Raw genomic sequence first — 12,540 nt, forward strand, 5'->3', positions numbered from 1 at the left:
AGTTGAATAGTTTAAAGTTATGGAGCATTTCCCTGTAATGAGAAATGCTTTTTATCTTTGCCTAAAATTAAAAAGATGTTTTTATAAAATAAGGTACAACTAAAAACGATAAACATTTATTGCGAATCGATAAAAAACGTGCTAAAATGAAATTACTAATAAATAAGTGAGGTGCTTTTTTTGAAACGAGGTTCAACAAACTTTTTAAAAATAGCCGTTATTCTTCTTGGAATCCCTATTGTTGCTTTATGTATTTTTGGGTTGCCCCTGCTAGCTAAAGAAGCAGCAGAAAGTAATTCGGAGTTTGCTTATGTACTATACGGCATTGTAATAATTATGTATATTTCGGCGATACCATTTTTCGTTGCATTGTATCAGGCTTTTAAACTTTTAAATTATATTGATAAGAGCAAAGCGTTCTCGGAAATATCTGTAAAAGCTTTAAAAAATATAAAACATTGTGCAATCACAATCAGTGGCTTATATGTGGTTGGTATGCCCTTCTTCTTTATCTTTGCGGAGTTAGACGACGCCCCGGGTGTCATATTGGTTGGAATGCTCTTTATTTTTGCTCCAATGGTAATCGCAGTCTTTGCTGCCGTTCTCCAAAAACTTTTGCAAGAAGCTATTAATATAAAATCAGAAAATGATTTAACAGTCTGAGGTGAAAACAATGGGAATAATAATCAATATTGATGTGATGTTGGCTAAAAGGAAAATGAGCGTGACAGAACTCTCAGAGAGGGTTGGAATAACAATGGCTAACATTTCTATATTGAAAAATGGAAAGGCAAAAGCGATTCGATTATCAACTTTAGAAGCGATTTGTAAAGCTTTGGACTGTCAGCCTGGAGATATTTTGGAATACCGAAGTGATGAAGACAACCAAGGTTAACAAAGTGGAGGTATTTAACATTGAAAGAAAAAGGACATCTTTTTACGTTATTTCATAAAAAGGGAGTTACTCATGAATTTAACCATCCAAAAATGGTGAAACAAATCATGAGAGCATCAAAACAACTCGTTCGTTTTGGCCGGGAGCAGGCCCTATCATGTTTGTTTCCTGTCGTCATTTTCGCCTCTTTGGCTTTTACACAATTCATCCCACTTCCGTTCCTACCACGTTATGACTGGCTGCTCATTATCTTCCTTCTGATGCAATGGTGGATGGTGCGTTCTGGGCTTGAAACACGGGATGAACTAAAGGTTATCACATTGTTCCACCTTATTGGACTTGCTCTTGAAATTTTCAAAGTACATATGGGCTCCTGGGCTTATCCAGAGGATGGCTATTTCAAAATCTTTGGAGTGCCTTTATATAGTGGATTCATGTACGCGAGTGTAGCGAGTTATCTTTGCCAGGCATGGAGGAGGTTAAAGGTTGAACTGGTTAAGTGGCCACCGTTTTTGATAGTTGTGCCTCTTGCAGCTGCAATTTATTTAAACTTTTTCACTCACCATTATTGGATCGATGTTCGGTGGTGGCTATCTGGATTTGTAATTATCGTCTTTTGGCAATCATGGGTCACATACGAGGTTAATGGAACTCGTTACCGCATGCCACTCGCACTTTCTTTTGTGCTCATCGGATTTTTTATATGGATAGCTGAAAATATTGCAACGTTCTTTGGTGCATGGAAATACCCAAACCAAACCGATGCATGGAGTCTCGTTCACCTAGGAAAGGTAAGTTCATGGCTCTTATTAGTAATTGTTAGCTTTCTTATAGTAGCGACGTTAAAACAGGTTAAGGGGAAAAATTCCACTAAGATAGATGCTAGTCAATTATAATGACAGTTAAGAATACGTAAGACGACTAGTGTTTTAACACAAAGTTAAGCAGTCATTTACTGGTTTCCTTTGGTTAATCAACACATGTGTAATTCCTCGTTTCCATGGCCAATAGATATAACGCAAATGAACTTTAAATTACCAAAAGGTCATCTTAAAACTTATTCCTTTTTGACGTTATAAAAAAACGTGCCAAGTACCAACACAATTACAAGTTGTGGAGTGGCACTTGGCACAAAATTGTTAATTTATCGTACAGTTTTCAATGCACCGCTCCAAGAAAGGACTTGGTCAAGCATTGTGTTCGCGTTGGCTGCATGGTAGTCAGCAGGTTTGAACACGCTCATGTTTTCAAAGTCAGACATAAGTGAGAACGTAACTGCCGTACGTACGTCAGCAACTTGTAGCTCACCCAAAATCAGGCGCAGGTTTTCATGTGCACGCGTACCGCCCAAGCTACCATATCCAACAAAACCAGCCGCTTTATTGTTCAATTCTGGGTTTAAGAAGTCAAGTGCATTTTTTAGCGCTCCACCGATTGCATGGTTATATTCAGGTGTGATGAAAATATAACCATCGAAAGAAGCCATTTTTTCTGACCAAGCTTTTATTTGTCCTTCAGCACCAGGTTGTGCATTTGCTGAACCCAAGAATGGAAGATTGTAATTTGCAAGATCTACGATTTCATACTCCGCGTCATTACGTTTTTCCGCAAAATCAACCATCCATTTTGCTACAGCATCACCGTTTCGCCCTTCACGCACACTACCTTGAACAATACCTATTTTCAATTTTTCATTTGTCATTGTTTTTTCCTCCTCATTAGATCTACCTAATAGTCTATCTAAAAACCCCACATAATAACCACCTATACGATTTATTTATCTCGGCTTCAATACTCTACTTTTATAAATCGCCCCCTTAAATCCCTAGATAAATACGATTCCCAGAAGGATCATAGGATACAAAAGAACCGTTTTCTTCTGTCACAGCTACACCAATATTCTTCAACTGGGCGATAACATTATTCCTTGCTACCTCATCTGCTAAAACTATAGTAAACGACTCCAGCCCAACACTATTTAAAGGTGGTGTTGGAGCCCCAACTCCGGCCCAAGTGTTTAAGGCAATTTGATGATGGTATTTACCCGTAGAGATGAAAAGCGCCTGATTGCCATACCGGTTAACCACTTCAAAACCGAGGCCCTTAGTATAAAACTCTTCGGTCTTTTTCAATTCAGATACATGTAAATGAATATGCCCCATGACGGTCCCAGCCGGTAAACCTTTCCATGACTGCGGTCTCCCTTCGGATAGAAGATCTTCAAAATTCAATGGATCCACTGTCATTGCCACTTCACCGTTACTCCAAGTCCATTCGGAAGGTTCGCGGTCTATATAAATTTCAATTCCATTTCCATCTGGGTCTGCTAAATATAAAGCTTCACTTACAAGATGATCTGATGATCCATACCGCAAACCGATTTCCATAAAATGATGCACGATTTCAGCTAAGTCTGAGCGTTTAGGTAGAAGAAGGGCAAAGTGATATAGACCCGTAGTTTTTCCATACTGGGGTACTACGTTTTCTGGTTGTTCGATTGACAACACACTCGTTTTGCCATCCGTTGTTAGTTTAGCCATTTTTTCAGTTTGTTCTAGAACTTGAAAACCAAGAATCTCCTGATAAAACGTAAGTGATCGATTTAAATCTTGTACCTTAATGTTTACATGACCCACAAAAGTGTTTGGTTTGCTATGAAATTCCATATTTCTTACCTCCGTTTTTTATTTTTGTCCCTCAGAACGAAAGATTTTATTACCTAACGAGAAACGAGTGCTGTTTGCAAAAACGAGAAAAATGGACATAGCGAATAGTGCCAATTCCAATTCGTACCCCGCCATTTCATCATTGCCAAGAAACCCTGCAGAGAGTTTTACTGTAAAAATTGCCCCCAGCATAATAACCGCAAACAATACAGAAATGATTCGTGTTCCAATACCAAGTATCAACAGAATACCGCCGATTAATTCTATAACTGCAACGGCATAAGCTAAAAATCCTGGAATACTAAGGCTTTCGAAAAAACCAGCAGTGTTAGCTAAGCCCCCTTGAAACTTGGATAATCCATGAATGAAAAAAGTAAGACCTAAAACCAAACGCAAAATAACCGTACCCACATCATTTTTATTCATTTTCACTATTCCCCTTTATAGTTAGTTACTTTATGTAATTAACTATATTATAGAGCGTTGTAGTTGTCAAGTAAGTTAATTACTTACGAAATAAACCCATCATGTTATATACTGCATATAAAGGAGTGAAAGAAAAAATGAAGCAATCTATTATTTGTCCCCGATTTGAAAAAGCCATCTCGCTTTTAAGTCAGCGCTGGATGGCTTTGATTATCAATCAAATATTGTCGGGCTCAAACCGATTTAGTACAATTCAATCTTCTATCGGAATCAGTGGCAAAGTTTTATCAGAACGCTTAAAAGATTTAGAACAACAAGGGATTGTAAAGCGTGATGTTATACCTGAAACACCTGTTATTATTGAGTACTCCTTAACGGAAAAAGGGCTTTCATTAGAGCCGGTTTTGAAAGAAATAGAAAATTGGTCACAGTCATGGGTGGAAATAGAGAGTGAAGAAACATAAAATCATATCCTTACCTATACACAAAAGGAAAATATGAAATTAACAAAATGATTTCTAAGAAAACGTCAACTAGGAATAATTACAGGTTTTTGAATCTTTCCGATTTGCGGGAAGGTGAATATATTCAATAATGGCATTTTCATGACCGTTCTTATTTTGGTACAGGCTAGTCATTCCTTTTTCTTAATCTTCTGCTGTAATTTAGATTAAGAAACCGTATTGAAAATAAAGATTGTACTAGTTGTCTTCACAAAATCAATAATCACAAAACTCATTTTCATTCAATGACATGCAATGTAGAGAAGCGCTCCCTTTTTTGAACTTTTGGTGCTTTTATTTTTTCTAAATTCTGAATAAACAAGAAAAAAGATTAGACATCCGCGTACATGTCCAATCTTCATTTTATTATTGTTCAATTGTATTTTTTGAGTAGTGTATTGTACATGTACCTAAATTCGAAAAATTCATAATAAGGTTTGATCATTTTAGTGAAAGTTATCGAATTAACCCTTTGTCTGTGTCTTAATTTGTCGGACAACCCGTTCTCCCATTTCCGGCGATGCATTGTACAGATACGTCAAAACAATGCGTCGTGTCTCATCGGATATGCCGGCAAGATCAGCAGAAAGATTATTTACTAAGTGATTTTGTTGCTCAGGGGGAAGAGCATGATAATATTGCCCGGCCTGCGTAAAATCATCTGGTTTTGGCAAATCGGATCGTTCAAGATGCCCCTCCACAAATCTGCCGTTGCCGCTTGTCACTTGTGTTGCTGGTGTCCAGTCTTCCTGATGATTGATAGGTATTTTGCGAAAATCTGGTCCAAGCCGCCGCCGCTGGGAATCCGAGTAAATATTGGCGCGTCCCTGCAGCATCTTATCATCTGATAATTCGGCCCCTTCCAAAAGATTGGACGGTGAATATGCCAGTTTCTCCACTTGTTCCATATAGTTATCCGGGTTGCGGTTCAACGTCAAGCGGCCAACCGGCATCAGAGGGTACTGCTGTTTATCCCAAACCTTTGTATCATCCAATGGATCATAAGGAAGAGTGGCTTCATCTTTCGGATTCATAAGCTGCACATAAAGCCCATATACAACAGGCTCTCCCTTTGCTAGGGTATCATACAAATCCTGACCTGCAATATCTGGGTTCTCGCCATTCCATCGGGCGGCTTCTTGAGCATCTATATACTGCTCCCCAGCATAAGGAACCCAGTGATATTTTACATAACTGCGTACCCCCTCCCCGTTCTTCCAAACGTAGGTATTCACACCATAACCCGGCATGTGGCGAAAGCTTTTTACTGTGCCTGCATCAGAGTAAAGCCGAACAACAAAATGGGTTGATTCTGGCGCTCTGGCTATGAAGCTCCAGAACCTTTCGGGATCCATCAAGTTATTTACGGGCGAGGGTAAAAAAGCTTGAATGGTCTCTGGAAAACGTATAGCATCTCGTACTAAAAATACAGGAATATGGTTGAAGACCAAATCAAAAATACCCTCTTCAGTATAAAACTTAGTAGAAAATCCACGCACATTTCGTGAGGTATCCGGAGTACCTTTATTACTTACAGCAAGCGAAAACCTCACAGTAACTGGAACTTGCTGCCCAGGATTTTGTAAAAAGCACAGCTTTGTGTATTTTGCCATAGAATACACAGTCTCAAAGTAACCAAAAGCACCAAAGCCTTTAACATGCACTGGTCTTTCTAAAATTGTTGAATGGACAAAGGTCTCCAATGTTTCATGTAAAATACTGTCCTGCTCCAGTACAGGACCTCTTTCACCTACAGTCTGTGAATGCATTTCCTCAGCCCATGATGCATTTCTGTTTAGATGCGTGGAAGAACCTGATTCCCCTCCATTGTTTTCTCTCATAGTTATTCCTGCCTCCTGTACCCACAAGTTAATTCCCTAAGATACACTATTATTTATGTGAGGCCCCATACAATTATGAATGTAGTTAGCAGAATAACCATGCAAAAAAGAACGGACATCCGCAGGACGCGGCGACCTTAGCCAGAGTTCCACTAATCTGCAGAGCAGGGAGTTTGTGCTGATTCAAGTCGATATAAATAAATCATCATTTGTTGCTTTTCACATGCATCTCTTCTATACTTTTAACCACTAATAGGAGGAGATCCAAAAATGTTAAAGACAATCGTATTCGAACATCTAAAGAATGCCATGAGGGAAAAAGATGTGCTCGCAAAAGGAGTACTAACATTAGTAAAAGCAGCACTCGATAGCGCTGAAAAGGAAAAAGGTGCAGTTCTTTCAACTGATGAGGAAGTTGCCATCGTCAACCGCGAAATCAAACAGACCAATCAAGCGCTGGAAGGCGCACAAAAAGCACAGCGTGAAGACTTAATTGCACAAGAAGAAGCAAAATTAGTTCTGCTCAAAAAATTCTTGCCTAAACAACTTAGCGAAGACGAAATTGTAACAATGTTGACAGAGGCAGGAATCACCAAAGGTATGAACATGGGTGATGCCATGAAAATCGCAAAACCATTACTTACTGGGAAAACAGACGGAGGAACGATGTCAAAAGTCGTGAAAAACTTAATCTGATATTAGTGTGGGGTTTCCGTGCAAGATAATTGTTGCACGGAAACCCCATATTCATTTGTAAATCGACAATCCCTTTATGTGGATGTTGGATACACTTCCCGTTAAGTAGTAATAGGTAAGAGCTGATACTATTCGAATAATATCAGCTTTTTTTCCTATTCACTCAAAAGAAATTGCGGTTGTAAAAGACCCATTTCACAAAAATCCCCTTGTAGAAATGAAGATCCTGCCTGTTAGCTATCCAATCTTATATATCAAGCAATTAAATTGAATAAAAAAATAAGACCTCCGATTTGATAGATCGGACGGTCAAATAGCTGATCCCTCAAGGGGGCCGGCTAGATACTAATACAATTCTCAAGAGTATCCTGAACTTTCTTTACAGAAAGAGTTTCTACTCAAGCACTGATGTACTGCTTTTCGTTTGATAAGAGACGATATAAAATCCGTGAATTTTAACAATAAATTTACAGGTTTTTTATTTACTTTATCGACCCTTTAGTAATTTCGGTAAGTTTAGAATTAATCGCAAAGATTTTTGCGTTGACGGCTGTGACTCCAAATCCGGCTAATCTTTTAGTGTGCATATCTAGATATTTTTCAGCTGTTTCTTTTGTTTCGAAAATGTAAATTCCACCGGCTTCATTTGTTTCTGGGCTTTCTGTCCAAACTTTCGACTTGAATCCCTCTTCTTCATTGATGCTTTTTGCTAAATCAGTAAACGCTTCCGCCATTTCATCTCCGAATGGTCCAGCCATTTTAAAATCCACTTGTAGTAGGTACGCCATAGTCATTCTCCTCCGATTATTTAGTAGTTGTAAAATAAATTTTTCATGCGCTTGATAATGATCTCGTGTAAGCTCTTTTTCAATAAATGAGTTAATGACTATTTGTTCAACAATGTACATGACTTCAATTTCTTTGTGAAATAGAAGTTTTTCTGTTTCACGCAAGCTAAAAAGGGATGGTTGTAGTGCTTCCAGATTCAGAAATTATTTTTATCCTTCACATAGTATTCAAATGGATGTCAATACCTTAATTATAAAGACTCTTATGTTATTTAGCTAACTTGCTTCGTTAGTTCATATGTATTATACCTAAAAGTTAAGAATGAGTTTTAAAAGCGTGGCCTTTTGTATGATTTGATCTCCTTCGAAGACTCTCATGAATGTATAAACATGTTGTTTCCTCCCCCTTTTCATTTTTCCCCTGTAATATTTAAACCTGTCAATCATAATATGTAATTAACTGCTACAGTATCGCCAGCTATCATTTTTCCCCATAAGTCCAATCGGGATCGAGTATTTCCATTTAGATTCAGTGTTCAATTTCCGTCAGTTTGTCCAGTTTGATAGTTACGTTAAAATAATATGTATTAGTTCGGATTGGGCTGTAACCCATTAGAAAATTGTAATACAAGAAGAGACTTACTTAGATGGGCTGCATCATTTTAACCAATCCCCTGCTTTCCAATATAACTTTGGAAAGAATTCTCACCATCATAGATATTTTTTTGTATACCTCTTCTTTCTCCCAATACGCAGAATATATCCCATAAAATTATATATATACGACTAGTTAATTTCCCCTTATTTACATACTATAAAAGTTCCAACAAAAAATTAGCTGCAATGTTCAAAGAATGATAGAAACGAACTCATTTGCGAATAATCCTTGATGATCCCTGTTAAAGCTAACATTTTTGTAGACTTAAAATCAGATTCAACTTTTTAGAGGAGTTAGACTATTCCCAAAAAACATTGCTGATTTATACTCGTTCAGATATGATTGTCGAAAGGGGAGGAGAACATTCAATGACTAATAATAATGAAGATTTATTTGATATGGAAAAACAAAACGCCCCAAAAATGAAAATAAAAAGAAAAGATGGAGAACCAACTCCGGTTTTCAAAGGAGCTTCATGGGCAGCACTGGTAATAGGAGTATCAGCTTATCTCTTAGGCCTGTATAATGCAGCTATGGAACTGAATGAACAAGGATATTACTTTGCAATTTTAGTATTCGGACTCTATTCATCTGTCTCGTTACAAAAAGCTGTAAGAGATAAAGAAGAAGGAATACCAGTCACGAACATTTATTATGGTATTAGTTGGTTAGCACTTATTATATCTATTTTATTAATGGCCATCGGTTTATACAACGCAGGAAGTATTGTCTTAAGTGAAAAAGGGTTCTATGGTATGGCTTTCGTTCTTAGTATATTTGCAGCGATAACCGTTCAGAAAAATGTTAGGGATACACAGAGAGCAAGAGAAATAGATTGAGTTACTTCCCGTTAATTTGACAGTCTGGACTTATTCAACAAGTAGAATATAACTAAGCGAGTCACCCCTTTTTCTTACCGGAGTGTGACTCGCTTTTTTTGAATAAACGCCACTACATTTAGGATGTCAGTCACCCATATACTCTATCTTATTAAATCAAATTCTCCCGCTCTTCAGCTTGGAAAGGACTTTTTTCAAGCTCTGGTCACTTTCCCCCTCGGTACCATCTTTCAATCGCTTCGCCTGAAGATAGTATTCATCCGTAGCGAGTCTAAAGGAAGGGTCGCTCTGACTGTCACCTTAGATTCAATTATCAATCAAAAAAAGAACCCTTATTCATCAAGAGCTCAAACCGCATTTCATTTTATGGTGCATACCGGGTGCGAAACGTCGACCTTCAAACCGTCAGCGTGACGCTCTCCCATCTCAGGTTATTATACTACCCAAAATTCAAATCAGAATCTCAATTTATTAAGCCCATCAGTCGGTTTTATATAGCCTTTAATCAATATCGAATGAAAAGTTATGCACGATATACCTTAGTATTTACTTTTGTTAACATCATTGCTTTCAATGATGTTAACAAAAGTTTCAACTCATCGTGACTACCATCAAACTAAGCCTGGTATGGAGGAAGTTCCATCATTTTCAGCTTGCCATCGACTCGTTTAACTGTGTAAGTAAACTTTTCGGTGATCGTGTCAAACTCCCTCGTATGGAATAAGGTTCCGTCTTCCAACTTTAACGTAATCACGAATATATATTCGTCCTTGCTTACTACGGTCTGTTCAAGAATTTCATTCAGTGAAATCCTTGGCAGTAGCTTCAGATACTGATCAATTAATTTCAACTTGTCACTAGTGTCTGTTTCGGGAAATAAGTTAATGAGTCCTTGGTAACTACCCCCGTATAACTCGACCAACTTTGCAGCATCCTGATTAGCAATAGCCTGCATATATTGCTCTAACGCATCTTACGGAATCTCAATGGCATTTTCATTCTTCCCCCCCTCCTGAGAGTTTGCTGACGGACTCAACGTTAATTTCTTTTTCCAAGTTAACTCATTGCCTTCGGAATCTTTGAATAGAAATACAACCTGACCTTCCTCACCCTTCATCGTATCCGGATATATGAAACCCGAGAATTGTCCGTCACCACTAATGTAAAATCCATCTTCCCCATTAGCCCCGTGTTCAATGGCATCTTGAACCGAATTTACAATCAGATTATCCTTGGAAATCCACTGTATTTCGGCTAGCGCGAATCCTTCCGGTACCTGTTTCACTACGAAATCGAAACTATTTCCCTCTATCGGTTTTGGGGTCTGATCTATTACAATTAATATTTCATTCCCGGAATCCGCTAAAGCGTCCTCTACTTTGGTGGTATTGTCTTGATTTGTTTCAGATGGCTGCGCTTCCGGTGCTTCAGACACAGATTTCATAGCACAACCACTAGTTAAAAGAAGCATGCACAGAGCTGAAATGATATAGCTGTATTTTTTGTTATTCATGGGGTTCTCCTCTGCTTTCATATAAGGTAAAAGAAAATGCGACGCCTTGATTTGTATTCGCTACACCAAATTCGCTATCATGAAGCTCCAGGATATGTTTGACAATCGCGAGTCCCAGACCGGTCCCTCCAGATTTACGATCCCGAGAACGCTCAATCCGGTAGAATTGATCCCACACCCGGTTCAAATCGTCCTCCGCAATGGGCGGTCCAGCGTTCTCGATTACCGTGACTACCTTTCCAGAATATGTCCGCTCGATACTAATGGAAATGACACTGTTCTCCACAGCATGTCGAATGGCATTACTCAATAAATTTAGAACGACCTGTTCAATCCGTCTAGAATCTGCCTTTACAAATAGTTCTTCTACTTTGTTCAACTTGTATTGAAGGTGCTTTTCCTCTAATTGATGAGAAAACGAATCAGCTACATTTTGAACAAGGTTTGTCATGGATACGCTTCTAAGCGTTAAATGAATGGCTTTGACTTCGAATTTGGAGAGCTCCAGCATATCCATTATTAAAGCATTCATCCGATCTGTTTCATTCACGATGTGATTCAGGTAACGGTCTTTTTTGTCGCTCGCTACTCCATCCTGCAACCCTTCTGCGAAACCTTTTACAATGCCTAAAGGGGTTTTCAATTCATGCGATATGTTCGCGATTAGCTCTTTATGAAGTTGCTCGGATCGCCGCTTTTCTTCCATCTCCACTTGTAATTTCACATTCATATTAGTAAGTTCCTTTAAGGTCGTATCTAAATTCTGAGACAACGCATTTAGATTGCGCGACAGCTCCCCGAATTCATCCTTCGAATGAATTTCAGGCTCCATGGTAAAATCTAACTTGGCGAGTCGCGCTGCAGCACGGTTTAGCGTAACTAACGGACGGGATACAATTCTCGAGTAAATCAAAGATAGAATAATGGTGAGCATAATAATTACCGGCGTCAAATATACAAAATACTTCTTGAGTATCTCGACTGCTTCCCCAACTGGTTGTAGAGAAGTCATGACGAATAAATAACGTTCTGTATTTTCACTATGTGCTAGCGATTTAATCAGAATAGCGTATTGGACACCGCTCCAATTATCTATCCATTCCGCCTGAACAAGCAACCCGTCCTGCAAACGAGATTCATATTGTTCTAGCTTCGGCATCCAGTCCTGGAGGGCTTCATCGATCAGGGTATCTTGATATAGAGGGTTATACGAGCGTTGTTCGGGTAGCATCAAATCCGTTATTTTACCCTTCACTCGTGTTAACCCATTTACGAGATCTTCGTTTTTCTGCTGTATGGCAACAAGTTGCATGACAGTATCATCCTCATCCATGAAAATACCGTCTATCACTGTTGTATCGCCGATCTGAATCCCATTCGGAATAGCACCTAGTTCCATACCATCCGCGGGCACACGAATGGTAATGGCCTGTCTGTCTGTTTGCAACTCCAGAAAATAAGGATTTATGCTAATCCGTTCAAACCGATGATTTAAGATGGAAGTACTGGTATCATTATCATTCATAAATGCACCGAGTAGCCGTGAAACCTGCTGATTATTGGATCCAACCTGTTCGTATTGATCCTCGAAATGGCTCATATTCTGCTCTAGTGCATGGATCTTGGACATTCGATAAAACCGCTCGAAAAACAAGCCCTCCGCAAGCATCACAAGGGAAAAAACAGTCATAATCAGAATAGATGTTACCACAAAA

14 protein-coding genes are annotated in these 12,540 nt (G+C 38.7%); 6 read left to right on the forward strand and 8 right to left on the reverse strand.

Translation table 11 applies throughout. From position 1 onward, the window contains the following. The first annotated feature begins 180 nt into the window (after positions 1 to 180). The 3 genes from MKY15_RS06750 (at position 181) to MKY15_RS06760 (ending at position 1,791) form a co-directional block, all read left to right on the forward strand. Positions 181 to 663, forward strand: a complete 483-nt coding sequence (locus tag MKY15_RS06750; RefSeq protein WP_067213690.1) for a DUF2975 domain-containing protein — start codon at positions 181 to 183, stop codon at positions 661 to 663. Between the two features lie 10 nt (positions 664 to 673). After that, positions 674 to 895 (forward strand): helix-turn-helix transcriptional regulator, encoded by a 222-nt coding sequence (locus MKY15_RS06755; protein WP_067213691.1) that lies wholly within the window; start codon positions 674 to 676, stop codon positions 893 to 895. 107 nt (positions 896 to 1,002) lie between these two features. Continuing rightward, positions 1,003 to 1,791, forward strand: a complete 789-nt coding sequence (locus MKY15_RS06760; RefSeq protein WP_342539718.1) for a DUF817 domain-containing protein — start codon at positions 1,003 to 1,005, stop codon at positions 1,789 to 1,791. A gap of 248 nt (positions 1,792 to 2,039) precedes the next feature. Here MKY15_RS06760 and MKY15_RS06765 read toward each other — a convergent pair whose 3' ends face one another. From MKY15_RS06765 to MKY15_RS06775, 3 genes are all read right to left on the reverse strand, one after another. Next, a complete protein-coding gene (locus MKY15_RS06765) occupies positions 2,040 to 2,597 on the reverse strand; it encodes an NAD(P)H-dependent oxidoreductase (RefSeq protein ID WP_067213692.1) in 558 nt (185 codons plus the stop codon). A gap of 115 nt (positions 2,598 to 2,712) precedes the next feature. Beyond that, positions 2,713 to 3,561, reverse strand: a complete 849-nt coding sequence (locus MKY15_RS06770; protein ID WP_342539302.1) for a VOC family protein — start codon at positions 3,559 to 3,561, stop codon at positions 2,713 to 2,715. 18 nt (positions 3,562 to 3,579) lie between these two features. After that, a complete protein-coding gene (locus tag MKY15_RS06775; RefSeq protein WP_187046209.1) occupies positions 3,580 to 3,987 on the reverse strand; it encodes a DoxX family protein in 408 nt (135 codons plus the stop codon). Positions 3,988 to 4,124: 137 nt separating this feature from the next. Between MKY15_RS06775 and MKY15_RS06780 the strand changes: the two genes are divergently transcribed. Then, positions 4,125 to 4,451: a helix-turn-helix domain-containing protein gene (locus MKY15_RS06780; RefSeq protein ID WP_187046210.1), complete on the forward strand. Its 327-nt coding sequence runs from the start codon at positions 4,125 to 4,127 to the stop codon at positions 4,449 to 4,451. A 503-nt stretch (positions 4,452 to 4,954) separates the two neighbouring features. Here MKY15_RS06780 and MKY15_RS06785 read toward each other — a convergent pair. Next, a complete protein-coding gene (locus tag MKY15_RS06785; RefSeq protein WP_187046211.1) occupies positions 4,955 to 6,331 on the reverse strand; it encodes a catalase in 1,377 nt (458 codons plus the stop codon). A 270-nt stretch (positions 6,332 to 6,601) separates the two neighbouring features. On the opposite strand from MKY15_RS06785, the gene MKY15_RS06790 reads away from it, so the two are divergent. After that, a complete protein-coding gene (locus MKY15_RS06790; protein ID WP_067213697.1) occupies positions 6,602 to 7,027 on the forward strand; it encodes a GatB/YqeY domain-containing protein in 426 nt (141 codons plus the stop codon). A gap of 482 nt (positions 7,028 to 7,509) precedes the next feature. On the opposite strand, the gene MKY15_RS06795 is transcribed toward MKY15_RS06790, so the two are convergent. Further along, the gene (locus MKY15_RS06795) at positions 7,510 to 7,815 is read right to left on the reverse strand and encodes a monooxygenase (protein WP_187046212.1); all 306 of its coding nucleotides are present in this window, start codon (positions 7,813 to 7,815) and stop codon (positions 7,510 to 7,512) included. A gap of 1,026 nt (positions 7,816 to 8,841) precedes the next feature. Between MKY15_RS06795 and yiaA the strand changes: the two genes are divergently transcribed. Continuing rightward, positions 8,842 to 9,312, forward strand: a complete 471-nt coding sequence (gene yiaA / locus MKY15_RS06800) for an inner membrane protein YiaA (RefSeq protein WP_067213699.1) — start codon at positions 8,842 to 8,844, stop codon at positions 9,310 to 9,312. 616 nt (positions 9,313 to 9,928) lie between these two features. On the opposite strand, the gene MKY15_RS06805 is transcribed toward yiaA, so the two are convergent. Genes MKY15_RS06805 through MKY15_RS06815 form a run of 3 tightly spaced genes read right to left on the reverse strand, consistent with a single transcriptional unit; the run spans position 9,929 to position 12,455 of the window. Further along, positions 9,929 to 10,234, reverse strand: coding sequence for a hypothetical protein (locus tag MKY15_RS06805; RefSeq protein ID WP_342539303.1), 306 nt, complete (start codon positions 10,232 to 10,234; stop codon positions 9,929 to 9,931). Between the two features lie 51 nt (positions 10,235 to 10,285). After that, the gene (locus tag MKY15_RS06810) at positions 10,286 to 10,825 is read right to left on the reverse strand and encodes a hypothetical protein (RefSeq protein ID WP_342539304.1); all 540 of its coding nucleotides are present in this window, start codon (positions 10,823 to 10,825) and stop codon (positions 10,286 to 10,288) included. Beyond that, positions 10,818 to 12,455: an ATP-binding protein gene (locus MKY15_RS06815; RefSeq protein ID WP_342539305.1), complete on the reverse strand. Its 1,638-nt coding sequence runs from the start codon at positions 12,453 to 12,455 to the stop codon at positions 10,818 to 10,820. The genes MKY15_RS06810 and MKY15_RS06815 overlap by 8 nt, the downstream gene beginning before the upstream one ends. Positions 12,456 to 12,540: the final 85 nt, after the last annotated feature.

The sequence above is a fragment of the Sporosarcina sp. FSL K6-1540 genome, assembly GCF_038620285.1.
GTDB classification, from domain to species: Bacteria; Bacillota; Bacilli; order Bacillales_A; family Planococcaceae; genus Sporosarcina; species Sporosarcina psychrophila.

What these genes read in the sequence shown, in the direction of transcription:
- MKY15_RS06755 (WP_067213691.1), top strand. Translation starts at nt 674, where the DNA reads ATGGGAATAATAATCAATATTGATGTGATGTTGGCTAAAAGGAAAATG.
- MKY15_RS06760 (WP_342539718.1), top strand. Translation starts at nt 1,003, where the DNA reads ATGAGAGCATCAAAACAACTCGTTCGTTTTGGCCGGGAGCAGGCCCTA.
- MKY15_RS06765 (WP_067213692.1), bottom strand. Translation starts at nt 2,597, where the DNA reads ATGACAAATGAAAAATTGAAAATAGGTATTGTTCAAGGTAGTGTGCGT.
- MKY15_RS06770 (WP_342539302.1), bottom strand. Translation starts at nt 3,561, where the DNA reads ATGGAATTTCATAGCAAACCAAACACTTTTGTGGGTCATGTAAACATT.
- MKY15_RS06775 (WP_187046209.1), bottom strand. Translation starts at nt 3,987, where the DNA reads ATGAATAAAAATGATGTGGGTACGGTTATTTTGCGTTTGGTTTTAGGT.
- MKY15_RS06780 (WP_187046210.1), top strand. Translation starts at nt 4,125, where the DNA reads ATGAAGCAATCTATTATTTGTCCCCGATTTGAAAAAGCCATCTCGCTT.
- MKY15_RS06785 (WP_187046211.1), bottom strand. Translation starts at nt 6,331, where the DNA reads ATGAGAGAAAACAATGGAGGGGAATCAGGTTCTTCCACGCATCTAAAC.
- MKY15_RS06790 (WP_067213697.1), top strand. Translation starts at nt 6,602, where the DNA reads ATGTTAAAGACAATCGTATTCGAACATCTAAAGAATGCCATGAGGGAA.
- MKY15_RS06795 (WP_187046212.1), bottom strand. Translation starts at nt 7,815, where the DNA reads ATGGCGTACCTACTACAAGTGGATTTTAAAATGGCTGGACCATTCGGA.
- yiaA (WP_067213699.1), top strand. Translation starts at nt 8,842, where the DNA reads ATGACTAATAATAATGAAGATTTATTTGATATGGAAAAACAAAACGCC.
- MKY15_RS06810 (WP_342539304.1), bottom strand. Translation starts at nt 10,825, where the DNA reads ATGAATAACAAAAAATACAGCTATATCATTTCAGCTCTGTGCATGCTT.
- MKY15_RS06815 (WP_342539305.1), bottom strand. Translation starts at nt 12,455, where the DNA reads ATGTCCAAGATCCATGCACTAGAGCAGAATATGAGCCATTTCGAGGAT.